The sequence below is a fragment of the Bacillus sp. VA15 genome, assembly GCF_055721145.1.
This window is the reverse complement of the sequence record NZ_JBVQPQ010000004.1, coordinates 170,496-197,301: the sequence shown is the minus strand read 5'-3', so window position 1 is coordinate 197,301 and position 26,806 is coordinate 170,496. Positions and strand designations below refer to the sequence as shown.

General features: G+C 45.5%; 23 protein-coding genes, 1 pseudogene and 3 riboswitches. Of the genes and pseudogenes, 14 read left to right on the top strand and 10 right to left on the bottom strand.

From position 1 onward, the window contains the following. Positions 1 to 48 precede the first annotated feature (48 nt). Positions 49 to 1,488, top strand: coding sequence for an ATP-dependent RNA helicase DbpA (gene dbpA / locus AC0DBE_RS12740; protein ID WP_326200088.1), 1,440 nt, complete (start codon positions 49 to 51; stop codon positions 1,486 to 1,488). Positions 1,489 to 1,505: 17 nt separating this feature from the next. Here dbpA and AC0DBE_RS12735 read toward each other — a convergent pair whose 3' ends face one another. After that, positions 1,506 to 2,792 (bottom strand): MFS transporter, encoded by a 1,287-nt coding sequence (locus AC0DBE_RS12735; protein ID WP_472962388.1) that lies wholly within the window; start codon positions 2,790 to 2,792, stop codon positions 1,506 to 1,508. Between the two features lie 206 nt (positions 2,793 to 2,998). Between AC0DBE_RS12735 and AC0DBE_RS12730 the strand changes: the two genes are divergently transcribed. The 5 genes from AC0DBE_RS12730 to AC0DBE_RS12710 all read left to right on the top strand — a co-directional run bounded on the left by AC0DBE_RS12730 (position 2,999) and on the right by AC0DBE_RS12710 (position 9,399). After that, positions 2,999 to 3,679 carry a hypothetical protein gene (locus tag AC0DBE_RS12730; RefSeq protein WP_072565516.1) on the top strand — a complete coding sequence of 227 codons (681 nt, stop codon included), beginning with the start codon at positions 2,999 to 3,001 and terminating at the stop codon, positions 3,677 to 3,679. 94 nt (positions 3,680 to 3,773) lie between these two features. Next, positions 3,774 to 4,607 (top strand): transcriptional antiterminator LicT, encoded by an 834-nt coding sequence (gene licT / locus AC0DBE_RS12725; RefSeq protein WP_014115714.1) that lies wholly within the window; start codon positions 3,774 to 3,776, stop codon positions 4,605 to 4,607. A 313-nt stretch (positions 4,608 to 4,920) separates the two neighbouring features. Next, complete coding sequence (locus tag AC0DBE_RS12720) at positions 4,921 to 6,753, top strand: beta-glucoside-specific PTS transporter subunit IIABC (RefSeq protein ID WP_472962385.1); 1,833 nt, start codon at positions 4,921 to 4,923, stop codon at positions 6,751 to 6,753. Positions 6,754 to 6,773: 20 nt separating this feature from the next. Continuing rightward, on the top strand, positions 6,774 to 8,195 hold the full coding sequence (locus AC0DBE_RS12715; protein ID WP_072181671.1) for a glycoside hydrolase family 1 protein: 1,422 nt from the start codon (positions 6,774 to 6,776) through the stop codon (positions 8,193 to 8,195). A 97-nt stretch (positions 8,196 to 8,292) separates the two neighbouring features. Further along, the gene (locus AC0DBE_RS12710) at positions 8,293 to 9,399 is read left to right on the top strand and encodes a hypothetical protein (RefSeq protein ID WP_061186601.1); all 1,107 of its coding nucleotides are present in this window, start codon (positions 8,293 to 8,295) and stop codon (positions 9,397 to 9,399) included. 36 nt (positions 9,400 to 9,435) lie between these two features. Here AC0DBE_RS12710 and AC0DBE_RS12705 read toward each other — a convergent pair whose 3' ends face one another. Together AC0DBE_RS12705 and citH are read right to left on the bottom strand one after the other, a co-directional pair. Continuing rightward, positions 9,436 to 10,014, bottom strand: coding sequence for a DUF421 domain-containing protein (locus AC0DBE_RS12705; RefSeq protein WP_472962382.1), 579 nt, complete (start codon positions 10,012 to 10,014; stop codon positions 9,436 to 9,438). A 96-nt stretch (positions 10,015 to 10,110) separates the two neighbouring features. Beyond that, positions 10,111 to 11,391, bottom strand: a complete 1,281-nt coding sequence (citH, locus tag AC0DBE_RS12700) for a citrate transporter CitH (protein ID WP_087987369.1) — start codon at positions 11,389 to 11,391, stop codon at positions 10,111 to 10,113. A gap of 202 nt (positions 11,392 to 11,593) precedes the next feature. Here citH and AC0DBE_RS12695 point away from each other — a divergent pair, with 202 nt between their 5' ends. The 3 genes from AC0DBE_RS12695 (at position 11,594) to AC0DBE_RS12685 (ending at position 14,809) form a co-directional block, all read left to right on the top strand. Continuing rightward, a complete protein-coding gene (locus AC0DBE_RS12695) occupies positions 11,594 to 13,654 on the top strand; it encodes a catalase (protein ID WP_472962380.1) in 2,061 nt (686 codons plus the stop codon). Between the two features lie 49 nt (positions 13,655 to 13,703). Further along, the gene (locus AC0DBE_RS12690) at positions 13,704 to 13,994 is read left to right on the top strand and encodes a hypothetical protein (RefSeq protein WP_079287598.1); all 291 of its coding nucleotides are present in this window, start codon (positions 13,704 to 13,706) and stop codon (positions 13,992 to 13,994) included. A gap of 143 nt (positions 13,995 to 14,137) precedes the next feature. Then, positions 14,138 to 14,809, top strand: a complete 672-nt coding sequence (locus AC0DBE_RS12685) for a DUF3298 and DUF4163 domain-containing protein (protein ID WP_014115705.1) — start codon at positions 14,138 to 14,140, stop codon at positions 14,807 to 14,809. Positions 14,810 to 14,850: 41 nt separating this feature from the next. On the opposite strand, the gene AC0DBE_RS12680 is transcribed toward AC0DBE_RS12685, so the two are convergent. Then, the gene (locus AC0DBE_RS12680) at positions 14,851 to 16,044 is read right to left on the bottom strand and encodes a NupC/NupG family nucleoside CNT transporter (RefSeq protein ID WP_014115704.1); all 1,194 of its coding nucleotides are present in this window, start codon (positions 16,042 to 16,044) and stop codon (positions 14,851 to 14,853) included. A gap of 127 nt (positions 16,045 to 16,171) precedes the next feature. Beyond that, a riboswitch (purine riboswitch) is annotated at positions 16,172 to 16,273 on the bottom strand. A gap of 389 nt (positions 16,274 to 16,662) precedes the next feature. On the opposite strand from AC0DBE_RS12680, the gene AC0DBE_RS12675 reads away from it, so the two are divergent. The 5 genes and pseudogenes from AC0DBE_RS12675 (at position 16,663) to AC0DBE_RS12655 (ending at position 21,275) form a co-directional block, all read left to right on the top strand. After that, complete coding sequence (locus tag AC0DBE_RS12675; protein WP_472962377.1) at positions 16,663 to 17,523, top strand: putative RNA methyltransferase; 861 nt, start codon at positions 16,663 to 16,665, stop codon at positions 17,521 to 17,523. Between the two features lie 150 nt (positions 17,524 to 17,673). Further along, positions 17,674 to 19,092: pseudogene (locus AC0DBE_RS12670) on the top strand (GntP family permease). A gap of 23 nt (positions 19,093 to 19,115) precedes the next feature. Beyond that, positions 19,116 to 19,832, top strand: coding sequence for a CoA transferase subunit A (locus AC0DBE_RS12665; protein ID WP_014115701.1), 717 nt, complete (start codon positions 19,116 to 19,118; stop codon positions 19,830 to 19,832). Then, on the top strand, positions 19,829 to 20,485 hold the full coding sequence (locus AC0DBE_RS12660) for a CoA transferase subunit B (RefSeq protein WP_372402291.1): 657 nt from the start codon (positions 19,829 to 19,831) through the stop codon (positions 20,483 to 20,485). The genes AC0DBE_RS12665 and AC0DBE_RS12660 overlap by 4 nt, the downstream gene beginning before the upstream one ends. 16 nt (positions 20,486 to 20,501) lie before the next feature. After that, on the top strand, positions 20,502 to 21,275 hold the full coding sequence (locus tag AC0DBE_RS12655) for a 3-hydroxybutyrate dehydrogenase (RefSeq protein WP_472962374.1): 774 nt from the start codon (positions 20,502 to 20,504) through the stop codon (positions 21,273 to 21,275). Positions 21,276 to 21,326: 51 nt separating this feature from the next. Here AC0DBE_RS12655 and AC0DBE_RS12650 read toward each other — a convergent pair whose 3' ends face one another. The 6 genes from AC0DBE_RS12650 to pepT form a co-directional block, all read right to left on the bottom strand. Further along, the gene (locus AC0DBE_RS12650; protein ID WP_472962372.1) at positions 21,327 to 22,463 is read right to left on the bottom strand and encodes a 5-methyltetrahydropteroyltriglutamate--homocysteine S-methyltransferase; all 1,137 of its coding nucleotides are present in this window, start codon (positions 22,461 to 22,463) and stop codon (positions 21,327 to 21,329) included. A gap of 77 nt (positions 22,464 to 22,540) precedes the next feature. After that, a riboswitch (SAM riboswitch) is annotated at positions 22,541 to 22,647 on the bottom strand. A gap of 68 nt (positions 22,648 to 22,715) precedes the next feature. Beyond that, the gene (locus AC0DBE_RS12645) at positions 22,716 to 23,849 is read right to left on the bottom strand and encodes a 5-methyltetrahydropteroyltriglutamate--homocysteine S-methyltransferase (RefSeq protein WP_326229426.1); all 1,134 of its coding nucleotides are present in this window, start codon (positions 23,847 to 23,849) and stop codon (positions 22,716 to 22,718) included. Between the two features lie 84 nt (positions 23,850 to 23,933). Continuing rightward, a riboswitch (SAM riboswitch) is annotated at positions 23,934 to 24,040 on the bottom strand. Between the two features lie 66 nt (positions 24,041 to 24,106). Beyond that, a complete protein-coding gene (locus tag AC0DBE_RS12640; protein ID WP_079287594.1) occupies positions 24,107 to 24,595 on the bottom strand; it encodes an LURP-one-related/scramblase family protein in 489 nt (162 codons plus the stop codon). Positions 24,596 to 24,771: 176 nt separating this feature from the next. Continuing rightward, a complete protein-coding gene (locus tag AC0DBE_RS12635) occupies positions 24,772 to 25,026 on the bottom strand; it encodes a hypothetical protein (protein WP_072181679.1) in 255 nt (84 codons plus the stop codon). Positions 25,027 to 25,325: 299 nt separating this feature from the next. Further along, on the bottom strand, positions 25,326 to 25,454 hold the full coding sequence (locus AC0DBE_RS12630) for a hypothetical protein (RefSeq protein WP_014115693.1): 129 nt from the start codon (positions 25,452 to 25,454) through the stop codon (positions 25,326 to 25,328). A 105-nt stretch (positions 25,455 to 25,559) separates the two neighbouring features. Further along, the gene (pepT, locus tag AC0DBE_RS12625; protein ID WP_014115692.1) at positions 25,560 to 26,792 is read right to left on the bottom strand and encodes a peptidase T; all 1,233 of its coding nucleotides are present in this window, start codon (positions 26,790 to 26,792) and stop codon (positions 25,560 to 25,562) included. Positions 26,793 to 26,806: the final 14 nt, after the last annotated feature.

The following is a 26,806-nucleotide window of genomic DNA, read 5'->3' as shown; positions in this document are numbered from 1 at the left end:
GCCAATTAGAGTATAATGAGAACATCTGCAAGAGACAGGAGTTTATACATGAGTCATTTTAAAAACTATCAAATCAGTCATGACATTTTACGAGCATTAGAAGGGCTAGGATATACAGAACCGACCAAGGTGCAGCAGAGCGTGATCCCCGCCGCCCTTGAACGAAAAGATCTTGTCGTCAAATCACAGACGGGAAGCGGGAAAACGGCTTCGTTTGGGATTCCTCTCTGTGAGCTGGCGGATTGGGATGAAAACAAGCCGCAGGCGCTTATTTTAACACCGACCCGTGAGCTTGCCGTACAAGTAAAAGAGGATATCACGAACATCGGACGATTTAAACGAATCAAAGCGACAGCTGTGTTTGGAAAATCATCCTTTGACAAACAAAAGGCTGAGCTTAAACAAAAAAGCCACATTGTTGTCGGCACGCCGGGACGTGTACTGGATCATATCGAAAAGGGCACGCTGCCGTTAGACCGTCTCTCCTATTTGGTCATTGATGAAGCCGATGAGATGCTGAATATGGGTTTTATCGAGCAAGTGGAGGCGATTATCAAGCATCTGCCGACTGAGCGCACGACGATGCTGTTTTCGGCGACGCTGCCGGAGGATATTGAGAAATTGAGCCGTCAATATATGCAAAACCCGGAGCATATCGAAATCAAAGCGGCCGGCCTAACCACAAGGAATATTGATCATGCGGTGATTCAAGTAAGAGAAGAGAATAAGTTTTCTTTGCTGAAAGATGTACTGATGACGGAGAATCCCGACAGCTCCATCATTTTCTGCCGGACGAAAGAGCATGTCAATCAGCTGACCGATGAATTGGATGACTTAGGATATCCATGCGATAAAATTCACGGCGGAATGATTCAGGAAGACCGTTTCGACGTTATGAATGAATTTAAACGGGGCGAGTATCGGTACCTCGTCGCGACAGATGTCGCCGCGCGCGGGATTGATATTGAAAATATATCCCTCGTCATTAACTATGATCTGCCGCTTGAAAAGGAAAGCTACGTCCACCGCACGGGCCGGACCGGGCGCGCAGGTAAGAAAGGAAAGGCCATTTCGTTTGTCACGGCCTTCGAAAAACGGTTTTTAGCCGACATTGAAGAATATATCGGGTTTGAGATTCAAAAAATAGAAGCCCCTTCTCAAGAAGAAGTGGCCAAGAAGAAACCTGATTTTCTATCTAAATTGAATGACCGTCCGGAATTCAAAAAGGACAAAAGCGAAGAGCTGAATAAAGACATTATGAAGCTGTATTTTAACGGCGGAAAGAAAAAGAAAATCAGAGCCATTGATTTTGTAGGAACGATTGCCAAAATTGACGGTGTGTCAGCTGATGACATCGGCATTATCACGATCATGGATAACGCCTCTTACGTGGAGATTTTAAACGGAAAGGGCCCTCATGTTCTCAAAGTGATGAAGAATACAACCGTCAAAGGGAAAAAGCTGAAGGTGAATAAAGCGAATAAATGATGAATGACCTGCTCCAATTAAAGGGGCAGGTCATTTTGGTGTTTACTGACATCGGCACGGTTTTCCTCCGGAACGAACGCGAGAATCACAATGCCGATTATAAAAAGAACAATCAGGCTGAACACTGCAGTCGAGGATTTCCCGGTCAGCTGGGCGGTAACGGCGATGAGCAGCGGTCCCATAATCGAAGCGAATTTCCCAAAAATGTTGTAGAAGCCGAAGAATTCATTGGCGTGGCGCTTTGGCACGAGCTTGGCGAAATAAGAACGGCTGAGGGCTTGAATGCCGCCCTGCGAGGTAGCGACAAGCATAGCCAGTATCCAGAAATCAAGCGTTGTCTCCAGAAAATAGGCGTATACACAGACAATCATATAAATAACGATCCCGACGTACAGCATTGTCTTCCCCGTAAAGCGTTCTGCCAGTTTTCCGTATACAATGGAAAACGGCGCGGCGACGACCTGGGTGACAAACAGGATGATCAGGAGGCTTGTGGGGCTGATCCCTAAATCAGATCCATAGGATGTCGACATCGTAATAATAGTGCCGACTCCGTCGATATAAAAGAAATAAGCAAGCAAAAAGAGGAACAGCGCCCGGTACTGCCTAATCCGTTTCACCGTTTGGCCGAGCCGTTTGAAGCTGTTGATGACGATATGAGGTTCTCTTTTGATGTAATAGCGCTGATGGACATGTTTCAGCATCGGGATGGTAAACAGCCCCCACCAGGCAGCCGTTATGAAAAAGGACAGCTGGCTTGCGGCCGATACAGACATCGGAATCGTTTCAGCTTGTGCAAGCAGGATGGCTGCAATGCTGATGATAAATGGAATCGTGCTTCCAATGTACCCTAAGCCAAAACCCCGTGCAGAGACGATATTCATCCGTTTTTCTGAAGTGACGTCAACGAGAAAGGCATCATAAAACACGTTGGCGCCGGAAAAACCGATAGCCGATATGGTATAAAACAGCAATAAAAGCAGCCAATGTTCACTCGGGATAAAGGCAAGCATCGCGGTGCTGGCGACACCGGCTGACACAAAGAAACCAAAGAACCGTTTTTTGCACCCTTCATAGTCGGCGATCGTGCCTAAAATCGGCCCGAGCATGGCAAGGATAAACGTTGAAATCGCAATGGTATAGCCTAAATAGGCAGTCGATTGAGCGGCGCCGATACCGCTTTCCGCAACCGCTGATTTATAAAATAACGGAAATACCGCGGTGGTTACGACAATCGAGTAAGCAGAATTTGCCCAGTCATATAAAACCCAGCTGTTTTCTTGTTTCGTAAAACGTTTCATCATCAGCGCCCTCCTCCGGTAACGATACTTCTATTGTACGAGAAATGGGCCTGAAAAGAATGGAATGAACGTCAATTTTTACAAAATATTTATGTTTTTGTGCTTCAAATCATACTTTTGGTTTATTGATGGGCATAGGTGTATCTGGTACCATTTATCTATATTTTGCCGTATTTTCCAGAAGAGGTGCAGCGGAGAGGAGACTGAGCATGAGGCGAATAGGCTTGTGTATAAGCCTGCTGGTCACAGTTTTTGTGATGAGCGCATGCGAAAGTGAAGATGAGGCTCAGACGTTTGCAGATCGTGATCAAGAGACAGTAAAACAAACCACAGTCAAACCGATGAGCAATAAGAATAAGCAGGACTTCCAGACACTCCCAAACGATATGCAGCTGGCCATTGTATTCAGTTCCATGATACGTGTAAGCGAAGCATTTGATTATGGAATCGGCAATCCTGAATACTTCGTCCGGAGCAGCATGACTGAAGGAGAAGCAGACATTGCGAAGGAGAACCTTGAATCGATTCAATTTGAAAATAAACAGCTCAAAAAGCAAAACAACGAGGCAGTTGCTTTGCTCCAAAAAACCCACAATCAAGAAATGAGCCACAACGAAATGCAACAGCTGAAAGAGAATAGAACCGCTTTTTTTGAGGTCACAGAAAGCATGATCAAACTTATCAGCCAAGTCACATCGAAAAACGCGAAGAAGACAAGACAGCAGCTGGATCAGCTGAAAAAACAATATACGCAATACAGCGCCGAAAGCGTCAAAATCATGAACAGCATTGTCAAGAAGCAGGGGGCTGACAAGGCATCATTTGAACGCCATCTGGAGACAATGCTTCAAAAACAGCCCGGGCAGCCGATGCTGAGTGAATTGTATTAACCTGTTCCCGTCTTTCCCTGATGATATTGACCTAGTACAAAAAGAATGTACAATCAAGGTGTAGTCTGTTCTTAGTTGATTGGAGGGACATGTCATGAAAATTGCGAAGGTGATCAACAATAATGTGATCAGCGTGGTCAATGAACAGGGAAAAGAATTGGTCATCATGGGCAGGGGGCTCGCGTTCCAGAAAAAGACCGGCGATGATGTCGATGAAGACCGCATTGAGAAGGTGTTCACGCTCGATAACAAGGATGTATCAGAAAAATTCAAAACCCTTTTGTATGATATACCGATCGAGTGTATGGAAGTATCCGAAGAGATTATCAGCTATGCGAAATTACAGCTCGGCAAAAAGCTCAACGACAGCATCTATGTATCGCTGACCGACCATATTAACTTTGCCATCCAGCGCAATCAGAAGGGGCTTGATATCAAAAACGCCTTGCTGTGGGAAACAAAGCGGCTGTACAAAGATGAGTTTGCGATCGGCAAAGAAGCGTTGGAGATGGTGAAAAACAAGACTGGCGTGTCTCTGCCGGAGGATGAAGCAGGCTTTATTGCCCTGCATATCGTAAATGCCGAGCTCAACGAAGAGATGCCTAATATCATCAACATTACAAAAGTCATGCAAGAGATTTTGAGTATTGTAAAATACCATTTTAAAATTGAATTCAACGAAGAATCGCTTCACTATTATCGGTTCGTCACCCACTTAAAGTTTTTCGCGCAGCGTCTATTTAACGGCACACATATGGAAAGCCAGGACGATTTTTTGCTGGAGACGGTGAAAGAAAAGTATCATCGCGCGTATGTATGCACGAAGAAAATCCAAACTTATATTGAGCAGGAGTATGAACACAAGCTCACCAGTGACGAGCTGCTGTATTTAACGATTCACATAGAAAGGGTCGTCAAACAAACATAATGAAAGCGTTGACATATTCATTTCCTTGTGTTAATTTTTTCTTACATTCATATATGATGATGTTAGGATTGTTACTGATAAGCAGGCAAAACCTAAATTACAATGAGTGCGGATGATCTCTGTCTGTGCTGATGGTAATTTAGGTTTTTATTTTTTCAGAGGGATGGTGATGATGGCGTTTCGCAGAAAAAACCGAATGATGGCGTTTCATAGGATTGTTACTGGTCAGGCAGGCAAAACCTAAACTACTTGTTCCTATTGCGATAGGGGTAGTTTAGGTTTTTTATTTTTTAACAGAAGGGATGAGAGGAAAATGGGGGTTCAAGCAGCGGCAAAAGAGATTTTACAGCTGGTCGGCGGGGAAGAAAATGTGCGTTCTCTAGTACATTGTGCGACACGCCTGCGTTTTACGCTGAACGATCGGTCGAAATCGGATAAAGATAAAATCGAAGCTTTGGATGATGTCGTAACTGTAGTGGAAAGCGGCGGGCAGTTTCAAGTCGTGATCGGCAATCACGTTTCAGAGGTATATCAAGAGATTGGGAGAATGTCTAATCTGCTGAATGATGACCAAGCTGAACGGTCTGCCCAAAAAGGGAATCTGTTCGGACGGCTTGTTGATATCGTATCGAGCATTTTTACACCTTTACTTGGCGTGATGGCGGGAGCGGGAATTTTAAAGGGCCTGCTGATGATATGTACAAATGCCGGCTGGCTCAAAACAGAGGAAACCACTTATACGATACTGTATGCCGCTGCGGACAGCCTGTTTTACTTTCTTCCGCTCTTGCTGGCCATTACTGCTGCCCGGAAATTTGGCGCGAATCTATTTGTTTCTGTCACAGTTGCGGGTGCGCTTATCTATCCAACGATCATTGAGTTGAAGAATGGTAATGCAGAAACGGACTTTTTCGGCATTCCAGTCGTGTTAATGAACTATACGTCAACTGTGATCCCGATCATTCTGGCGATTTTTGTGATGAGTTACGTTGAGAAGTATTTGAACCGGGTGATTCATGACAGTGTGAAAACCTTCATCACTCCGCTAATTTGTCTGGTAACCATTGTGCCGCTCACATTAATTGTATTCGGCCCGCTTGGTGTAAACGCGGGAAATGCCATTGCGTCTGCGATTCTGGCAATCTTCAGCTTTAACCCGATGCTGGCCGGCGCCGTGATCGCGGCACTCTGGCAGATTCTTGTCATCTTCGGCATCCACTGGGGGATTGTGCCGGTCATTTTAAATAACATTGCGGTCAATGGGCAGGATTCGATCAAACCGGCTACAGCGGCAGCCGTGTTTGCACAAACAGGAGCTGCTGTGGGTGTCATGCTGAAAACGAAAAACAAAAAATTAAAGGCGCTTGCCGGTTCCGCCGCTGTCACAGGGATTTTTGGCATTACAGAACCAGCCGTTTACGGCGTGACGCTCAGGCTGAAAAAACCTTTTGTATGCGGTGTCATTAGTGCTGCTGTTGGCGGGGCGATTATCGGACAGGCTCACAGCGTGGCCATCGCTTCTGGCGCACCCGGTCTATTGACGATCCCGATTTTCTACGGACAGGGCTTTGCCGGTTTTATCTTGGGAATCTCGGTATCTTTTATTCTATCAATCATCTTAACGTACATTGTCGGGTTTGAAGATCCCGCGGAACAAATAGAAATAAAAGCAGAACCACCTGTACCCTCAGTCCGGCGTGAAGAGATCAGCAGTCCGTTAGAAGGAAAAGTGGTTCCGCTAACAGAAGTGAAGGATAAAGTGTTTGCATCTGAGACACTTGGAAAGGGAATAGCGATTTTTCCGGAGAAAGGCAGACTCGTCGCACCAGCTGATGGCGTGATATCAACCGTTTTTCCGACGGGCCATGCATTCGGCATGGTCACCGATCAGGAAACGGAAATCCTCATTCACCTCGGATTTGATACGGTGAAGCTGGAAGGAAAACACTTTTATCCTAAAGTAGTGCAAGGACAAGCAGTCAAACAAGGTGATTTGCTTGCTGAATTTGACCTGGATGACTTACTAAAGGCGGGGTTTGATATGAACACACCGATCGTCATCACAAACGCAGATCAATATACCGACGTCATTCAAACAGATCAAAAGCAAGTCAAAATAGAAGAAAGAATCTTTTCTTTAATCTAAAACCATTGGAGGAACAGACGATGAACTATAAAACACTTGCAGCATTTCCGGAGAATTTTTTGTGGGGGGCATCGACTTCTGCCTATCAAGTTGAAGGCGCGTGGAACGAAGATGGAAAAGGCCCGTCAGTGATTGACGCACGTGACAGCTATCCTGAGGGAACGACTGATTTTAAAGTCGCCAGCGACCATTACCATCGCTATAAAGAAGACGTTGCCTTGTTTGCTGAAATGGGCTTTAAAGCGTACCGGTTTTCTATCGCATGGACGCGGATTATTCCTGATGGCGACGGAGACATCAATCAAAAGGGAATTGAGTTTTACAGCAATCTGATTGATGAGTTGCTCAAATATAAGATTGAGCCGATCGTCACGATGTATCACTTTGATCTGCCGAATGCTCTGCAGAAAAAAGGCGGCTGGTCGCAAAGAGCCACAATAGATGCGTTTGAACGGTATTCCAAAGTGTTGTTTGAGCACTTCGGCGACCGTGTGAAGTACTGGCTGACCATCAACGAACAAAACATGATGATCCTTCACGGAAGCGCTTTAGGTACACTTGATCCGAATCTTAAAAATCCGAAAAAAGAGCTGTATCAGCAAAACCACCACATGCTGGTGGCGCAGGCAAAAGCCATGAACCTCTGCCACGACATACTGCCGGGCGCAAAAATCGGCCCTGCTCCGAATATCGCGCTCATCTACCCGTCGTCTTCTAAACCGGAGGATATTGTGGCGGCTTTTAACTATAATGCGATTCGGAACTGGCTCTATTTAGACATGGCAGTTCATGGGCGCTACAATACGACGGCGTGGGCTTATATGAAAGAAAAAGGCTATACGCCAGTTATTGAAGATGGTGACATGGAGATTCTGCAATCCGCGAAACCTGATTTTATCGCCTTTAACTACTATACCTCTCAAACAGCGGCAGCGAGCCAAGGCGACGGATCGGACGAAGTGGCGCGCGGAGGTGACCAGCATTTGAAAACGGGAGAAGCTGGCGTCTACCGCGGAAGCAGCAACCCGCATTTGAAGAAAAATGACTTCGGCTGGGAGATTGATCCGGTCGGTTTCCGCTCCACGCTAAGAGAAATCTATGACCGTTACCAGCTGCCACTGATCATCACAGAAAACGGGCTTGGTGCCTTCGATCAACTAGAAGAAAACGATACGGTCAATGACGATTACCGCATTGATTATGTAAAACAGCACATCGAACAAATTCAGTGGGCCATCACAGACGGCGTCGATGTGTTCGGCTACTCCCCATGGTCAGCCATTGACTTGATTTCTACACACCAAGGCTGCTCGAAACGCTACGGCTTCATTTACGTCAATCGTGATGAATTTGATCTGAAGGATCTGCGCCGTATCCGGAAGAAAAGCTTTTATTGGTATAAAGAGCTGATTGCTTCAAATGGTGAAATTTCGAATGAGTAGTTAAATATATACAAATTATGAACATTGAGTCATAAATGTAAACTGGTTGGAGTTTCCTGCCGATATGTACAGTATAAAACCTGGAAGGAGTTTGTATATGAAGAACAAAAAAATATTTTCATTACCCCTATTGTGTGTTGTCTTGATTGTGGCCTTTAGCTTTTGTCTGAATTCAAATGCTGCTGCAGCGCAAAATGTGCCAAAAGAGAAAGCAATCACGAAACAGCAGGAAACATTGAAAAACCATAAGGAAATGGAGGATGTTTCTTTAAAGCAAGCAGATGCAGGGAGCCTTAAAAAGGATAAAAAAGCAGAAACAATAAAAGTGAAGAAGCCTGCCAATGAGAATGTTTTTAAAACAACTTCCATGTACAACTCCGAAGACCAAGTATTCGATACTTCATCTGTACTTAACGATAATAACCCTGACGATATGTATTTCTTCAGCACTGCGTCAGATCGAACTCTGATCACACGGATTTTGTCTGGCAACAGTCAGTACTATTTAAAACTGTATGTTGTCAATTGGGATACGGGTGAAGCACAGCCGACTAATATTACAATGGATGCGGGGAACTTAGTGCTTTTAAAAGAGCTTCCGGCCGGCGATTATATGATTCGGGTCTATTCTGAAGGAACGCTGGGAGATTCATACAACATTCAGTTAAATGCAAAAAACCCTTCAAATTACACAAGTGTGAAGTCGATCACCTCTAATTTGCAAGCCTTTGTTGCTGAGTACGCAGACGGTTCTGTCTATGCAAACGGAACATTGTTGTACAATACCAGCACAAAAACATCTTCATTAAGCTGGGAAAGAGAATATTATTTTTCGTATGGCGGCGGGTATAATCAGCGCACCCATTCTATTTCCGATGTGAAGGTGAAAAATGTTTCTGATCCTGTTACTTATCGTTCAAGTTATGCGAGCTCAAATGCGGCAGTGATGGTTTACTTAGATACAGGGACGCTGTTTATGCATCATGTATCAGCGTATCAATCAGGGGTAGGTTACGATGACTCTTTTCTTGATACATTAGGCAAAAAAACACCTAGAAGACTTGATGCAGATGATCAAAACTATGGTGATCACATTTTAATTGTTGATGTAAAAACCGGCAAAGCAATCGACTTTTTCAGTGTTTTAAATTACTACTATGCATCAGGCGTTGAGAGCTTGCCAGTCATTTCGTATATTCAATAAGAATTCACTTAGGCTATTTCATTACAATGAAATAGCCTATTTTAATTGGCTAGCGGAATGACTAGAGTTTTTTAACTCTTCAAAAATGTTATCTTGCTTATCAGGTTCAGGCCGATTCATTGTATTTGCATCAGGAACATTCATCATTTTCTTAAAATCACCCATGTTTAGCGGCTTCTTGTCATCATGTAATTCATATCCTAATTGGCCGTTTGCCTCAATCGTTGCATTCTTAACGTCCTTTATGCTGGAGATTCCGTGAAGCCTCATTCGCATTTCAAGCTGATCAACTGTCAGCCTCAATTTTTTCATATTTTCTATATTGAGTTTGCCATCTTCAATGACTAACTTTGCTTTGCCTGTTATGAACTTTTCCATCCAATTGGCTTTTATCTGGAACCATTCCATGAGTATTAGCGCCAGAGTAAAAATACTGGCTGCCACAAGGGTTTTCCATAAACTTGTCTCTATAATCGGCTGGACAATAATTGTTCCAATTGAAATCATCACCACAGTTTGTGCTAACGTCATCTGAGAGATCGATTTTCTGCCAGAAATTCTGAGCAATATAATACCGGATATAATTAAAATGAGTGCTTCCCAAGCAAAATTCATGCAATCACCTTTTTGTGTTGGTTTTCCATAGTATGATCTTGGGTTTTCGGATTATACAGAACAAAAGGATTTCCGCCAGCGGAAATCCTCTTCTCATTAAAACGAAATAATCCCAATCAAAAGCGCCGCAATCGTCATCACAATCGTTGTCCCCACTGCCCATTTGATGGTGAATTTTTGATGATCGCCAAAGCTGACGCCTGCCATTCCGACCAAAAGATAGGTGGAAGGCACAAGCGGACTTAGAAGATGCACTGGCTGTCCCAGCAGGGAGGCCCTTCCGATTTCAGCGGCATCTATTCCGTAAGCGGATGCGGCTTCGGCGATGATGGGAAGGACACCGAAGTAAAAGGCGTCATTTGACATGAAAAAGGTGAATGGCATGCTGACGATGGCGGTGATCAATGGCAGGTGCGGGCCCATGGCATCAGGGATAAGTGAAACGAGAGAATGCGCCATCGCATCCACCATTTTTGTGCCGGAGAGAATGCCTGTGAATATGCCTGCAGCAAACACCATTGAGACAACGTTTAACGCATTTCCTGCATGCGCCGAGATCCGTTTCTGCTGCTCTTTGACATTTGGATAGTTGACCATCAAGGCAATGGCGAATGCGGTCATAAAAAGAACAGGGAGCGGCAGCAGGCTGGTGATCAGAGCGGCCATCAGAGCAACAGTCAGCAGCAGATTAAACCATTGGAGGGCGGGACGCTTGAGCGGCGCTGCCTCCGGATCAGAGGACGGTGCGTGTTCAATCGAAATGACGCCGAGACGCTTCCGCTCTTTTTTTCCAAGGAAATAAGCAACGGCGATCACCCAGAGAATGCCGGCGACCATAGCGGGAATCAGCGGCGTGAAGACCTCCGACGTGTCCAATTTTAAGGAAGCCAAAACCCTCGCCGTCGGTCCGCCCCACGGTATAATGTTCATGACCCCGGAACCGAGCATCGCAATTCCCGCTAGCACCAAACGGTTCATGCCGAGCCGTTTGTAAAGAGGCAGCATCGCCGCAATGGTAATCATATAGGTTGTTGTCCCATCTCCGTCCAGCGAAATGGTCATCGTCAGAACCGCTGTGCCGACGGCGATTTTTAACGGATCTCCTTTGACAAGTGATAAAATTTTTGCGATGAGAGGATCAAACAAACCTGAGTCAATCATAATGCCGAAATACAGGATGGCGAATAACAGCATGATACCGGTAGGAGCGAGGTCTGTAACGCCCTGAATCATCATCTCGCCGAGATCTTTGCCAAATCCGCTGATCAGGGCAAACACAACAGGAACGACAATTAAAGCAATAAGAGCGGAAAGCCGGTTAGACATAATAAGGTACATGAAGACAATAATCATCACAAAACCGAGTATGGCAAGCACGATATGACCTCCCCCATTCAATAGCATATTTTTCAGTAAGCGCTTCCACTTTTTCTTTCTGAAAAGAAGGCTTATTTCAAATATGTATGACCACATATGTATATGTAGACCTAAAATCCTATTGAGCGGATTAGCAGTTTATATGAAGGATGCCACGGGTAAATGTGCTGTAGAATGTTTCGTTTGAAAAGGGGGAGCAGACATGAATGATGATCAAAACAAACGTGTAAATGAACACGCAAAGCACGAGCAGCTTGAGCAGTACAGGGCCGATAACAGCGGGAAGAAAATGACGACAAACCAAGGCGTGCGGGTGTCAGAGGATGAGCACTCGTTAAAGGCCGGGGTCCGGGGCCCGACGCTGATGGAGGATTTTCACTTCCGGGAGAAAATGACGCACTTTGACCATGAGAGGATTCCGGAGCGTGTTGTGCATGCGCGTGGGTATGGCGTGCATGGTTTTTTTCAGGTTTACGAACCGATGACCGAGTATACACGGGCCAAATTTCTTCAGAATCCTTCGGTGAAGACGCCGGTATTTGTCCGGTTTTCTACAGTCGCGGGTTCTAAAGGCTCCGCAGACACGGTGCGGGATGCCAGAGGCTTTGCGACGAAATTTTATACTGAAGAAGGAAACTATGATCTTGTGGGAAATAATATCCCAGTGTTTTTCATTCAGGATGCGATCAAATTTCCGGATCTGGTTCACGCGTTTAAGCCTGAACCTCATAATGAAATGCCCCAAGCCGCGACTGCTCATGATACGTTTTGGGATTTTGTCGCCAATAACCCTGAGTCGGCACATATGGTGATGTGGACGATGTCTGACAGAGGCATCCCTCGCAGCTACAGAATGATGGAAGGTTTCGGCGTTCACACGTTCCGTTTTGTCAATGAACAAGGAAAGGCACGTTTCGTGAAATTCCACTGGAAGCCTGTGCTCGGCGTGCATTCTCTTGTATGGGATGAAGCGCAGAAAATTGCCGGGAAAGATCCCGATTTCCACCGCCGCGACTTGTGGGAAACGATTGAAAACGGCGGCACGGTTGAATATGAGCTCGGCGTGCAGATGATTGATGAAGAAGACGAATTCAAATTTGATTTTGATATTCTTGACCCAACCAAGCTATGGCCGGAAGAGCTTGTACCGGTGAAAGTCATTGGGAAAATGACGCTGAACCGCAACCAGGATAATGTATTTGCGGAAACAGAGCAAGTCGCATTCCACCCGGGAAATGTTGTGCCAGGCATCGATTTTACAAATGATCCGCTATTGCAGGGACGGCTTTTCTCTTATACCGACACACAGCTCATCCGTCTTGGCGGCCCGAACTTCCATGAGATTCCGATTAACCGGCCGGTATGTCCATTCCATAACAACCAATACGACGGCTATCACCGGATGACAATTAATAAAGGGCCGGTCGCTTATCATAAAAACTCTCTGCAAAACAATGACCCGTCGCCTGCGACAGCTGAAGAAGGCGGCTACGTCCACTATCAGGAGAAAGTCGAGGGCAAAAAAATCCGCCAGCGGAGCGACAGCTTCAACGATTATTACTCACAGGCGAAGCTTTTCTGGAACAGCATGTCTCCTGTCGAAAAACAGCATATCATCTCTGCTTTCTGCTTCGAGGTCGGAAAGGTCAAAAGCAAGGACGTGCAGCGGCAGGTTGTTGACGTCTTCAGCAATGTCGATACAGGCTTAGCGGAAGAAATCGCCAATGGAGTAGGTGTGGCGCCGCCGGCGAAACGAAAAGCATCAAAAGAAATTCTTACCTCACCTGCGTTAAGCCAGGCCCGCACTGTGAAAACAGCGTCAACGAGAAAAGTCGCCGTTCTCGCCGGAAACGGATTTCATGAAGAAGAGCTGCAAACAGTGCTGAACGCCTTAAAGCATGAAGGGATCACAGCAGATATCATCAGCCAAACGCTGGGGTACATCACAAGCGGCACCGGACAGCAGCTTGAGGCCAGCGGCACGTTCCTGACGGCTGATTCAGTTCTGTATGATTCCGTCTATGTCGCGGGAGGATCAGAGTTAAAAGACAACAAACAAGCGATATCATTTATCAGAGAAGCCTATAATCACTATAAGGCGATCGGTGCGGCAAATAAAGGAATTGATCTTCTTCAATCCTCTGTCGGGACAACAGAAGGACCGGGCATCGTGACTGCTAAAGATGAAGCTGACTACACCGCCTTCAGCAAGGCGTTTATTGAGGCGGTCGCCGCTCACCGCCATTGGGATAGACGAATTTGATCCGCTCCTGTATCTTAAAGGAAGATACTTTTCATAAGGAGCATGACAGATGAACGAAAAACAGCTCGCTGAAGCTTACGAACGCGATGAAAATATGATGATTTTGGTGTTTGCCCAATGGTGCGTGAACCATGATCTTGATCCGCTGGAGCTGTACGCCAAAGCGTATCCGCAGCAAAAGCTCAATGAAAGCTTGAAAAAAACCATGGACGAACTGGTCGTGGCGAAACACGAATCAGAGCACATTCCGGACCAGACCGTCATTGCAGTATTAGAAATGTTTGGAAATATAGATTTAGCACAAGCGGTTCACGAAGCCATTGCTGATCGTAAACAATAAAAAGGAGACATGTGTTGATTCTTTTTTTATTGGGGAAATCGAGCTGTTAGACCTAGAAACTTCTTTTGATTTTATCAGTCTATAAAAGTGTGTATTGCTTAAAAGAGGGAATGATAAACAACGACATCAAAGGAGGAGATCGTATGAAATGGAATCACATGCTGAAAGCCGCGGGGATTGCTGTTTTGCTTTTTTCTGTATTGGCATATGCGGCCCCATCTTTAAAAGCGGTTCAAGCGAAAACACCGACTGTCAGCAGCCATACGTACAAAAAGATCAAGGAGCTAAAGTATCCTCAGGTGCATCACATCGGGAATGCCGCGTTTGAAAAGAAAATCAATCAAGAGCTGAAAGCCTACATTGAACAATCATATCAGGAATACCTGAAAAACAAAAAAGCAGGCGAACAGCAGGGATTCAAAGCGGAATACCAAACATCCTTCAGCGTCAAATACAATGCGGCGGGCAAGCTCAGCATTCAAACACTCAATTATATATATTCAGGCGGCGCCCATGGTTTAACGTCTGTTCAGTCCTTCAACTATGACTTGAAAACACAAAAGCGGGTGACACTGAACCAGATTCTGAATACCAAAACAAAAGTCAGCAAAACGCAAGATTATCTGTATAGCTATATCAAAAAACATGATGAGCTGTTTTTCCCTGATGTAAAGAAGGAGGATATTACCCTTAATCAAGACACAACGTTTTACTTTACGAAAAACGGAATCGCCATCGTCTTCGGCCAGTATGACTTAGGACCATATGCAGCCGGAATCCGGGATGTGCAGGTGCCTTCCTCTATTTATCAATAATCAAAAGAGCCATATCCGCAAAGGGATATGGCTCAATGTTTCTACCATACAAACAGGCCGACAATCGCAGCACTCAGTAAAGATACCGCAATTCCGCTGACAAGCAATTTCCACACGTTTTTCCCGATGACCGTTGACTTTTCGCCGTCAAGGATCGAGTTGTACGTTCCGTAAATCATGCCGACTGTACTGAAGTTGGCAAATGACGTCAGGAATGTCGTCGCCACCGCAACTGTGTGAGGCGGAAGTGATTTGAGATTGTTTTTCAAGTCAAGCATCGCAACAAACTCGTTCGTTGCCAATTTCATGCCCATCAGTTGAGCAACATACATTGCATCATGTACTGGCAGCCCAAGCAGGAAAGCGAAAGGACTGAAGAGATAAGCGAAAATCGTCTGGATGGTCAGGCCGTGTACGAAAACGCCAAGAATGCCATTGACTGCAGACGTTAATGCGACATATCCGATCACCATTGCCAAAATAACGATAACCATGTTCATGCCGACAAGCATACTGTTAGAAATCGTAGAGAAAAAGTCTTTCTTCTCTTCTTTAGGCGGTGTATAGATGATATCTTCATCCTCCGGCACATGAACAGGGTTCAGCAGGTTTGCGATAATCAGCGCGTTTAAGCAGTTCAACGGAATCGCTGTAAACACGTATGTCGCCGGCACCATTGACAGGTAAGATCCAATAATGGAGCCGCTGATGCTGCTCATGCTCATTAAGCCGAATGTAAGCAGGCGGTTGTTATTTAATACCGTAAGCTGCTGGCGGATGACCGCAAGTGCTTCAGTATTTCCCAAGAACATCATTTGAATAGAGAAAAAGCTTTCTAATTTCGGCAAGCGGGAAGCCTTTGAAATCACCCATCCGATTTTATCAATCAGCCAAGGCAAAATGCCGAAATATGTTAAAATATCAAAGAATGTGACGATAAAGATAATTGGAAGAAGTGCACTAAAGAAAAAGTCTACTGTTTCATTCGCCATGACTGACGGGAAGGCAAACGCGATACCGTCACTGGCGCAAGCAATCAGCCAAGTGAAGAAATCACCAATTTTACCGATGGCCCAGCTCCCGACTTTTGTTCCCAGCATAAACCAAGTAATCAGCAATTCCAGAACAATTAACGTAATGATCGGGCGCCACTTGATTTTCTTTTTCTGCGGAGAACATAGGAATACAACTGCCATAATCACAATGAGACCGACAAGGTTTAATAAAAAGTACATGATAGCAACTCCTATGAGGTTTATTATGGAAACAAAAAAAGCCCCTATCCTTCACAAATTCTGGAAGTGCAGAAAGTGTGAAAAATAAGAGCAAACAGAAAAGAACTTGTCCTTTTCAACTCGTTCAAATTTATTCAAACTTTCTTGTAGTCTAGTTTTTTACGGTTACTAGGTAGAAACAATCAGACCATATTACTGATCATATACAAGAATGTCTATTTTCTAAGTTGATAGCAGTATTTTATCCTTTCAATTTTTGAAAATCAACCTTTTTAACTATTTTCACAATAATAAAATTTATATTTTGAATTTGAGAAAATAAAGGTAAAACATGTTGGATTGCTATGTTGATATGATGTTGATGAGGACAACAGCAGTACGGCATTGATTTTTCTTCAACCTATGCTTTCAGCTCCTAGAGGTTTGTTGTATGATGTACATGGGGAAACCCATACAGCAAAAAAGGGAGTTTTTTTCATGATTATCCAATTCATTCGTTATAGATAATGAGAGGTATAGACAATCTGCCAGACCTGGCCAATTTTTGTGAAAGGCCCAGGTTTATTTGTCTATGCCTTTTTCATTTATCTAAAAATGAATGAATGAGGTGTTTTTTTCATGAAACGAACAGCTGATGTCAGCCAATTCGCACCCATGTTTCGATGCCCGCTCTGCGGCTCTTCCATGGATGCGGCTTCAGGAAAAAGTTTGATTTGTACAGAACGAGGGCACACATTTGATAGATCTCGGCACGGATATGTGAACTTCCTGACGAAGCCGGTCAAAACCGGTTACGATGCCGGGCTTTTTGAGGCGAGGAGCAGGCTGATTGGGGAATGCCGGTTTTTTGAACCGCTCCATCATGCAATGGCAGATCTCATCAGTCACCTCAAATCTGGTGAAGAAGCTTTCACCATCTTGGACAGCGGATGCGGTGAGGGATCTCATTTGAATTCGCTTTGCGGCTTTGATTATGCAGGGAAAACAGCGATGGGAGCAGGCATCGATCTTTCAAAGGATGGGATTGTAAAAGCTTCTAAGACATTCAAAGATCAAATGTGGGCGGTTGCCGATGTGGCTTGTGCCCCCTTTCATGACCGCCAATTCGATGTTGTCCTGTCGATTTTTTCACCATCCAATTATGCAGAGTTTCATAGGCTGCTGAAGGATGATGGCATGCTCATAAAAGTAGTGCCGCGAAAAGATTATTTAATAGAATTAAGGCAATTTTTATATACTGATTCACCAAGGCGTACGTATTCCAATATGGCAGCTGTTGAGCGTTTTACAGCGAATGTTGAACACAGCCATCATGTGAGGCTGCGTTATGTCAAAACGCTTGACCGCCAAGCGATACATTGGCTGCTCCAGATGACGCCGCTCGTCTGGTCTGCGCCGGAAGACAGAGTCAGGCTGCTGAAAGAGATGAAATCAGCCGATATTACGGTTGATGTTGATATCTTAATAGGAATGAAATGAATGGCAGAGGAAAGCTCCGAAAAAAGGAGCTTTCCTTTTTTAATCGGAATAGTTGGCCCCCGCTTCCCGTACATATGGAAAGGGGACGGGAAAGGCCGATGCGGAGAGTCTTTGTAAACGCTTTCCTATCAGTGGAAATGGGGGATGTGTGTGGAACTGATCATCATTCTATTGGCGTTAGGCTTGCTGATGTTTACGGCGTATCGGGGATTTTCTGTCATTTTGTTTGCGCCGATTTGCGCGTTATTTGCGGTGCTGCTGACAGATCCAAGCCATGTGCTTCCTTTTTTCTCATCGATTTTTATGGAGAAGATGGCGGGTTTTATTAAGCTGTATTTCCCGGTATTTTTACTCGGTGCGATTTTTGGAAAAGTCGTTGAAATGTCCGGGCTTGCGGCATCGATTGCGAAAACGATTGTCAGGCTTGTCGGGGCAAAAAGAGCGATACTTGCCATTGTGCTGATGGGCGCTATCTTGACGTACAGCGGCGTCAGCCTATTTGTTGTCGTGTTTGCCGTATATCCGTTTGCGAAAAATCTGTTCCGAGAAGCTAACATACCGAAACGCCTCATCCCGGGAACGATTGCTTTAGGGGCTTTTACGTTTACAATGGACGCACTTCCGGGGACGCCGCAAATTCAAAATGTCATCCCGACGACGTTTTTCAAAACAGACATTTATGCCGCTCCTTGGCTTGGCTTGTTCGGCGCAGTGATTGTGCTGGCAGCGGGCATGATGTATTTGGAATCGAGGCGAAAAAAAGCGCAGACATCCGGCGAAGGCTACGGCGGTTTTGATTCGGAGAATACTGCTGCTCTTGAATCGCCTGAGTTCACGGCCGAACCGGACAAAAGCCCGGTGCAGCATGCGCTTGCCTTTGTCCCGCTTATACTCGTAGGTGCAGTGAATAAATGTTTCACCATATACCTTCCAAAGTGGTATCCGAATGGATTTGATTTTTCATCGATCGGATTAAAGGAGTTCGGCAAGCTTGATATTTCTTCAGCGGCTGCCATTTGGTCGGTGGAGCTCGCTCTGGTGATTGGCATCATTACAACGATTTTATTTGATTGGAGAAGGGTGTTTGCCCAAATGAAGGAAGGGCTGAATGAAGGGATCGGCGGTGCCTTGCTGGCATCTATGAATACTGGTGCCGAGTATGGTTTCGGCGGCGTTATCGCCGCGCTGCCGGGGTTTCACAAGCTGAGCAGCGGAATCTAGCACACCTTTACCGATCCGCTTGTGAACGGGGCCGTCACGACAACTGCACTGGCGGGGATCACCGGGTCGGCTTCAGGAGGTATGGGCATTGCACTAAGCGCGATGTCGGATCAATACTTGCAGGCGATTCAGGCTTACAACATTCCGCCGGAAGTGATGCATCGAGTCATATCGATGGCATCAGGCGGCATGGATACGCTGCCGCATAATGGCGCTGTCATCACGCTTCTGGCCGTGACAGGACTGACTCACCGGCAATCGTATCGGGATATTTTTGCGATCACGCTCATCAAAACGGCTGCCGTATTTGCTGTGATCGCGATTTACAGCCTGACCGGTCTAGTGTAAGAGAAAACGAAAGGGGCATCAATATGGGAAAAGTACTGTCATCAAGTAAGGAAGCTGCGGAACTGATTCATGATGGAGATACACTGATCGCAGGAGGATTCGGGCTGTGCGGTATTCCTGAACAGCTCATTTTGGCGATAAGAGATCAGGGAGTAAAGGATTTAACCGTTGTCAGCAACAATTGCGGAGTTGATGACTGGGGGCTTGGTTTGCTTTTGGCTAACAGGCAAATCAAGAAAATGATCGCATCCTATGTCGGTGAAAATAAAATTTTTGAGCGGCAGTTTTTAAGCGGAGAGCTTGAGGTTGAACTTGTTCCCCAAGGAACGCTCGCTGAGAGAATTCGTGCAGGCGGCGCGGGCATACCGGGATTTTACACGGCGACAGGCGTTGGTACTTCAATAGCAGAGGGAAAAGAACATAAAACGTTCGGCGGCCGGACATATGTACTGGAGCGAGGCATCACCGGCGACGTGGCGATTGTCAAAGCGTGGAAAGCGGACACCATGGGGAATTTGGTTTTTCGGAAAACGGCGAGAAATTTCAATCCCGTTGCCGCCATGGCAGGGAAGATTACGATTGCCGAGGCAGAAGAAATCGTGGAAGCGGGAGAGCTCGATCCAGATCATATCCATACGCCGGGAATTTACGTACAGCATGTGGTGCTTGGCGCGAGCCATGAAAAACGGATTGAAAAGCGAACAGTCCGACAAGCGGCGGGAAAGGGTGAGGCGAAATGAAAGAAGCGAGAAAACGAATGGTCAAACGGGCTGTACAAGAAATCAAGGATGGCATGAACGTCAATCTTGGGATTGGAATGCCAACGCTTGTCGCAAATGAGATACCCGATGGCGTTCACGTCATGCTTCAGTCAGAAAACGGCTTGCTCGGGATCGGTCCGTATCCTGTGGAAGGAACGGAAGATGCGGATTTGATCAATGCAGGAAAGGAAACAATCACTGAAGTGACGGGGGCTTCCTATTTTGACAGCGCTGAGTCATTCGCAATGATAAGAGGCGGGCATATCGATTTGGCTATCCTCGGCGGCATGGAAGTTTCTGAGCAGGGCGATTTGGCCAATTGGATGATCCCAGGGAAAATGGTAAAAGGGATGGGCGGCGCCATGGATCTCGTCAACGGGGCGAAACGGATCGTTGTCATCATGGAACATGTCAATAAACATGGCGAGTCAAAGGTGAAAAAAACATGCTCGCTTCCGCTGACAGGCCAGAAAGTCGTACACAGGCTGATTACGGATTTGGCTGTTTTTGATTTTGATAACGGCCGCATGACACTGACGGAGCTTCAGGAAGGTGTCACAATTGAAGAGGTTTATGAAAAAACAGAAGCCGATTTCGCTGTAAGCCAGTCTGTGATCAAACAAAATTCTTAATGGGAAGGTGTTTGACATGAAAAAACAAGTCGCCTTGGTGACTGGGGCAGCCGGCGGAATCGGATTCGAAATCGCGAGGGAATTCGCCCGTGAAGGAGCTAGTGTCATCGTTTCGGACCTTCATCAGGAAGCGTGCGAAAAGGCCGCTTCCAAGCTTGCAGAAGAAGGTTTTGACGCAGCAGCCATTCCGTGTGATGTGACAAAGGAAGCGCAAGTCGCTGATACGGTAAACGCCATCCAAAAACGATACGGCAGCTTGGATATTTTGGTGAACAATGCCGGTATTCAGCACGTCGCCCCGATTGAAGAGTTTCCGACAGAAACCTTTGAACAGCTGATCAAGGTTATGCTGACGGCGCCCTTCATCGCGATGAAGCATGTTTTTCCGATCATGAAAAAACAGCGGTTTGGCAGAATTATTAATATCGCATCTGTTAATGGTTTAGTCGGCTTTGCGGGGAAATCCGCTTATAATAGCGCCAAGCACGGCGTCATTGGACTGACAAAGGTCGGGGCGCTGGAAGGCGCGCCCCACGGCATTACAGTCAACGCGCTTTGTCCGGGTTATGTCGATACACAGCTTGTCCGCAATCAGCTGAGCGATCTTTCGAAAACGAGAAATGTCCCTTACGACTCCGTGCTTGAACAGGTCATTTTTCCGCTTGTGCCGCAAAAACGATTGCTTTCCGTCAAGGAAATCGCGGATTATGCGGCGTTTTTGGCAAGCGAGAAAGCGAAGGGTGTCACCGGGCAGGCTGTCGTCCTTGATGGAGGCTATACCGCTCAATAACATAAAAAACACACTTGCTCCGCCAGGGAATCAAGTGTGTTTTTTCTTTGCTTATTTCCAAACATCGTTAGCGATCTCAACCACATGGCGCAGCTTCGCCCATTGCTGTTCTTCAGTCAGCTTGTTGCCTTCCTCAGTTGAAGCGAATCCGCATTGAGGGCTGAGGCAAAGCTGGTCTAAGCTCACATAGCGGGACGCTTCTTCGATACGGCGTTTTACATCGTCTGGATGTTCAAGCTCACCGAATTTAGATGTCACTAAGCCAAGGACAAGCTGAAGATCAGAGCGCTTCACATAACGGAGTGGTTCAAATCCGCCTGAGCGTGAATCATCATACTCTAGGAAAAGCCCGTCCAGGTTCAAGCCGTCAAAAATGGTTTCGGCTGCTGCGTCATAGCCGCCTTCCGCTGTCCAAGTGGACTGGAAGTTGCCGCGGCAAATGTGCATTGTTACGGTCAAGTCATCCGGACGGTCTGCAATCGCGTCGTTAATGGATTTCGCAAACAGCTGGCGAAGCTCATCAGGCGTTGTTCCGAACGCTTCGATTTGTTTTAAGCCTTTTTCAGATAAGAAAACAGCCCATGCTGTATCATCAAGCTGGAGGTAGCGGCAGCCTCTGTCATAAAACGCTTGAATCGCTTTTTTATATGCTTTGGATACATCGTGCTGGAAAAGGTGATAGTCGTTTTTGTATGCATCCTTTTCCAGCTTTCCGCGGAAAAACAACATATTCGGGCTTGGGATCGTCATCTTTGGTGTCGCGTCACCGGCAATGCTATGGAGAAAGGAGTAATCTTCAAGCATAGGGTGAGTCGAAAAGTCGATATCGCCGGTCACTTTTATGCCGCGTGCTTTTGTCTGTACGTTATGGAATTGAATGCCCTGCTCAGGAGTAAACGGCTCAACGCCATCTAAGTTTTCAAGGAAATCAAAGTGCCACCACGCTCTGCGGAATTCACCGTCTGTCACGACGTTCAGGCCGGTGTCCTTCTGTTTTTCCACAATGCGGGTGATTTCATCGTTTTCGATTTGGCGAAGCTGCTCAGCCGTAATCTCGCCGGCCGCTTTTTGCAGCCGCGCTTTTTTAACGGGCTCAGATCTCAGCAGGCTTCCGACTTGATCCGCGCGAAACGGCGGTTTTTTTCTTTGAAGTGATTTTTGTTCTGCGGGTGTTGTTTGTTGTGGCATGTTGTCCATTCCTTCTTTCCATTCGAATATAAAAAAGCTCTTCCTTTGGATAAGGAAGAGCTTGTGTGACAATCTCAACCTTATCTTCAAGAGCAATCATTGCTCTAAAGGATTTAGCACCATTCTGTTAAACAGCGGTTGCCGGGTATCGCAGGGCCAGTCCCTCCACCTCTCTTGATAAGGAAAACCTTTTTATGAAATTTTCTGATAGTATATATTATTCACACATTTTATGTTTCTGTCAATGATAGATTATCTCCACACATCGTTGGCGATGTCGATCACATGGCGCAGCTTCGCCCATTGCTGCTCCTCTGTCAAAAGATTGCCTTCTTCTGTAGAGGCGAAACCGCACTGCGGGCTGAGGCACAGCTGATCCAGGCTGACAAAGCGCGCCGCTTCATTGATTCGGCGCTTCACATCCTCAGGATTTTCAAGCTCGCCGTATTTCGATGTAATCAAACCGAGTACAATTTGCAGATCCTTGCGTTTCACGAAACGGAGCGGATCAAAGTTACCGGAGCGGTCATCATCGTATTCCAAGAACAGGCCGTCCAAATGTAAGCCATCCAAAATCGTTTCCGCTACAGCGTCATAGCCTCCTGATGCCGCCCAAGTTGAACGGAAGTTGCCGCGGCAAATGTGCATCGTGATTGCTAAATCATCAGGTCGGTCTGCCACTGCATCGTTAATCGTTTTGGCGAATAAGGCAGGCAATGTTTCTGGATCGCCGCCAAGCGCTCGGACGACCTCTCTGCCTTTTTCCTCAAAGAAGAGAGACCATGACGTATCATCAAGCTGAAGATAGCGGCATCCAGCGTCATAGAAGGCTTTGATTGCTTTTTTGTACGCTTGGGCCAGATCATGAAAGTATTCCTCTTGGTCGTCATAAATCCCTTTATCGGCTTTTTCACCGAAAAACAGCATATTCGGGCTCGGAATCGTCAGCTTTGGTGTCGCGTCACCGGCAATCTCATGTAAAAATTGATAATCGGCAAGCGCGGGGTGGCTCGTAAAATCGAGTTTTCCCGTCACTTTGATGCTGCGTGCTTTTGTTTTCGCATGATGGAACTGAATCCCTTCAGCCGGGATGAACGGTTCCACACCGTCAAGCCCTTCCAGGAAATCATAATGCCACCAGGAACGTCGGAATTCCCCGTCTGTTACCACATCGAGACCGATTTCTTTTTGTTTTTCCACAATGCGGGTGATCTCTTGATTTTCGATATCACGAAGCTGTTCCGCAGTGATCTCGCCAGCCGCTTTTTTTTGCCGGGCTTCTTTCACCGGAGCAGATCGCAGTAAACTGCCAACATGATCGGCACGAAAAGGAGCTTTGATTTGTTTTTCTGTTTTTTGTCCTGCAACATTTGTTTGTTGAGCCATGTCATTCGCCTCTTTTCTGAAATGTGTTGTGCATGAAAAAAGCTCTTCCTTTGAGTAAGGAAGAGCTTGAATGATCAAATCTCCGCCTCATCTGCAAGAACGCAATGTTCTAAAGGATTTAGCACCATTCTGTTTGAAACAGCGGTTGCCGGGTATCATAGGGCCAGTCCCTCCACCTCTCTTGATAAGGTACATCTTCATATTCAGATTTTAATTATCTTAATATTATTACTTTTGGATCAATTGTCAACACCTTTTTAGAAAATACTTTCATCTTCGTCGTCATATAATACCATATCCAGCACGATAGCAATGGCTGTGCAGATCAGCACATCTTCCTCGTTTGCAATTTGCAAATGATAGGAATCACCCCAGCTAAGCCACTTTTTGCTCACTGACATCCGGACATTTTCCCCGTCCGTCAGTTGAAATTCATCCTTCCACAAGTCACCGTCAATTTCCCAGTTGAGCTTGGAAATTTCAAATTTTGGTTTAAAAAACGTTAATTTCTTTGCCACCTCACAAACTGTTTTCCCGCCAATTGAAATCTCGTATCGCGGCAATACAGACATTACTTTTTGTTCTATGGAAACGAGTGTTTTTCCGGATGAATCTGTCATTTGTAGCGAGTCTCCTAACGAAAAGAACCGGCCCTCGACCTTGAATGTCTCTTGTTCATCTCGGTCATAAATGTGAAATGCATCTTTAAACGAGAACATTTTTTGTTTCATAAATAATTCGATCATTGCTGAAGTCTCCTTTTGGATTTGCCTTGTAAGAGATTACGGACAGGCGGCAAAAAGGTTTCAAGTTCCAAATCTAGTGATCAGAAACCCTGCTGATTGTTTTTCCCGAGTAATAAATGTTTCTAAAATTGAAAAAGGCTGCATGATTCAGCAGCCTTTTCGTTTGAAATATAGGATTAGGAAAGAGGCATCCGGCGTTTTTGGCGGATGGCGTCAAGGTCGATTAGGTTGTTGTGATGAGGTGCGGCTGCTGGCAGAGGGCTTGTCTTTTGCGGTTTGCGGCGATTGTCCTTGCTGAAAGAAAAAAGAAGATAGCCGCATAATGCGATGATAATAAATAGGATCATTTTACATACCTCCCAAAAAAAGTTTTGGTATTCTCTATTGTACGGATAAAATGTCAAAAAGTATTCAAAAAATTCTAAATCCATTTAAAAATAAATAACTGCCCCTCAAAAACAGTCTAACCTGATGACCTGAAAATAGTCTTACAACATGATGATTGTTCTGGTTGGTGATTGGTTCTATAGTTACTATCGACGATAAAATAAATTCCTTTATATAACTTTTAACCTAAAAATTAATAATTCAAATTACCTGTTTTTGGTTGCTGTTTTCTTGCTTGTTTGGTTTATACCCTATTTTGCGGAATCAAACACAAAAAACCCAAATTACGGAGCATTTGGGCGGTACGAGTGAATGCGGATTATGTTTTGGGGATTTGAATGTTTTATTTGAAGAAGCGTTTGAACATTTTTCTGATTTTTTGAAAGGGGCTGGATTTCTTTTGCATGTTAAGCGGCCTTGTCATCATCCATTTTTTCAATAGACTCTTTGCAGCTATTGCATGTTTTGTCATTGTTTTTCCTCCTCAACTGTTGATACTTGTTTTACGGAGGACGTATTCAAAATGTTTCGTTTTCACAAAAAAAAACCAGTCTTTTTTTAAGACTGGCTTTTGGTATTATGCCTGTTCTTCAAACAGTTTTGCAATCTCAACGATGACATTTACGGCTTTCACCATGTTATCGGCTGAGATGTATTCAAACTTGCCGTGGAAGTTTTCCCCGCCGGTAAAGATGTTTGGCGTTGGGAGTCCCATGTAGGACAACTGGGATCCGTCCGTGCCGCCGCGGATTGGAGAAATCTTCGGTTCGATGCCGAGGTTTTCCATCGCTTGCTTGGCAATGTTGACAATTTCGATGACAGGTTCAATTTTCTCTCTCATGTTGTAGTATTGATCGTTCATATCAATCTGAATCCGGTCTTGCCCGTATTCGTTTTGAAGTTCTTCAACGACACGCTTCATTGTTTCTTTTCTGCTTTGGAAGTTGCCTTTGTCAAAGTCTCTGATAATGTAGTGGAGTTTTGTTTCCTCTACATCTCCTTGAATCGACAGCAGGTGGTAGAAGCCTTCGTACCCTTCTGTATATTCAGGCGCTTCGTCTGCCGGTAGCAGGCTGTTCAGCTTCATTGCGATTTTCGCAGAGTTGATCATTTTCCCTTTTGCCGTTCCGGGATGTACGTTGTTGCCTTTGATCGTGATTTTTGCGGCAGCGGCATTGAAGCTTTCGTATTCAAGCTCGCCGAGCGGGCCGCCGTCAACTGTGTAGGCAAAAGACGCATTAAACCGTTTTACATCAAATTTGTGCGGCCCTCTTCCGATTTCTTCATCTGGCGTAAAGGCGACTCTGATTGTGCCATGCTTGATTTCAGGGTGTTTGATGAGGTAATCCATGGCTGTCATGATTTCGGCGATACCGGCCTTATTGTCTGCGCCGAGAAGGGTTGTGCCGTCTGTGGTGATGAGTGTATGGCCCTTATAGCCGGGCAGTTCAGGGAATTGATCAGGTGACAGGATGACCTGCAGCTGTTCATTAAGAACAATGTCTTTTCCATCGTAGCTTTCAATGATTTGCGGATTCACGTTTTTGCCGGTAAAGTCTGTGGCAGTATCGACATGAGCGAGAAAGCCGATAGTCGGCACGTCTTTTTCAGTATTGGAGGGAAGAGTCGCCATGACATAGCCGTTTTCATCAATGGCTACATCCTGCATGCCAATGGATTTCAATTCATCAACGAGCATGTTTCCTAACGTCAATTGGCCGGGTGTGGAAGGGCAGGTGTCGACGGATTCATCGGACTGTGTGTCCACTTTTACATATGTAGTAAACCGTTCAATGATTTCTTCTTTCATTTCCAATCATCTCC

Coding starts and splice junctions, on each gene's coding strand:
- AC0DBE_RS12650 (WP_472962372.1), bottom strand. CDS start 22,463: ATGCCACAACAAACAACACCCGCAGAACAAAAATCACTTCAAAGAAAA.
- AC0DBE_RS12715 (WP_072181671.1), top strand. CDS start 6,774: ATGAACTATAAAACACTTGCAGCATTTCCGGAGAATTTTTTGTGGGGG.
- AC0DBE_RS12730 (WP_072565516.1), top strand. CDS start 2,999: ATGAGGCGAATAGGCTTGTGTATAAGCCTGCTGGTCACAGTTTTTGTG.
- AC0DBE_RS12640 (WP_079287594.1), bottom strand. CDS start 24,595: ATGATCGAATTATTTATGAAACAAAAAATGTTCTCGTTTAAAGATGCA.
- AC0DBE_RS12665 (WP_014115701.1), top strand. CDS start 19,116: ATGGGAAAAGTACTGTCATCAAGTAAGGAAGCTGCGGAACTGATTCAT.
- AC0DBE_RS12720 (WP_472962385.1), top strand. CDS start 4,921: ATGGGGGTTCAAGCAGCGGCAAAAGAGATTTTACAGCTGGTCGGCGGG.
- AC0DBE_RS12735 (WP_472962388.1), bottom strand. CDS start 2,792: ATGATGAAACGTTTTACGAAACAAGAAAACAGCTGGGTTTTATATGAC.
- AC0DBE_RS12705 (WP_472962382.1), bottom strand. CDS start 10,014: ATGAATTTTGCTTGGGAAGCACTCATTTTAATTATATCCGGTATTATA.
- AC0DBE_RS12685 (WP_014115705.1), top strand. CDS start 14,138: ATGAAATGGAATCACATGCTGAAAGCCGCGGGGATTGCTGTTTTGCTT.
- AC0DBE_RS12710 (WP_061186601.1), top strand. CDS start 8,293: ATGAAGAACAAAAAAATATTTTCATTACCCCTATTGTGTGTTGTCTTG.
- AC0DBE_RS12660 (WP_372402291.1), top strand. CDS start 19,829: ATGAAAGAAGCGAGAAAACGAATGGTCAAACGGGCTGTACAAGAAATC.
- AC0DBE_RS12645 (WP_326229426.1), bottom strand. CDS start 23,849: ATGGCTCAACAAACAAATGTTGCAGGACAAAAAACAGAAAAACAAATC.
- pepT (WP_014115692.1), bottom strand. CDS start 26,792: ATGAAAGAAGAAATCATTGAACGGTTTACTACATATGTAAAAGTGGAC.
- AC0DBE_RS12680 (WP_014115704.1), bottom strand. CDS start 16,044: ATGTACTTTTTATTAAACCTTGTCGGTCTCATTGTGATTATGGCAGTT.
- AC0DBE_RS12695 (WP_472962380.1), top strand. CDS start 11,594: ATGAATGATGATCAAAACAAACGTGTAAATGAACACGCAAAGCACGAG.
- licT (WP_014115714.1), top strand. CDS start 3,774: ATGAAAATTGCGAAGGTGATCAACAATAATGTGATCAGCGTGGTCAAT.
- AC0DBE_RS12635 (WP_072181679.1), bottom strand. CDS start 25,026: ATGGATTTAGAATTTTTTGAATACTTTTTGACATTTTATCCGTACAAT.
- AC0DBE_RS12630 (WP_014115693.1), bottom strand. CDS start 25,454: ATGACAAAACATGCAATAGCTGCAAAGAGTCTATTGAAAAAATGGATG.
- AC0DBE_RS12675 (WP_472962377.1), top strand. CDS start 16,663: ATGAAACGAACAGCTGATGTCAGCCAATTCGCACCCATGTTTCGATGC.
- AC0DBE_RS12655 (WP_472962374.1), top strand. CDS start 20,502: ATGAAAAAACAAGTCGCCTTGGTGACTGGGGCAGCCGGCGGAATCGGA.
- dbpA (WP_326200088.1), top strand. CDS start 49: ATGAGTCATTTTAAAAACTATCAAATCAGTCATGACATTTTACGAGCA.
- AC0DBE_RS12690 (WP_079287598.1), top strand. CDS start 13,704: ATGAACGAAAAACAGCTCGCTGAAGCTTACGAACGCGATGAAAATATG.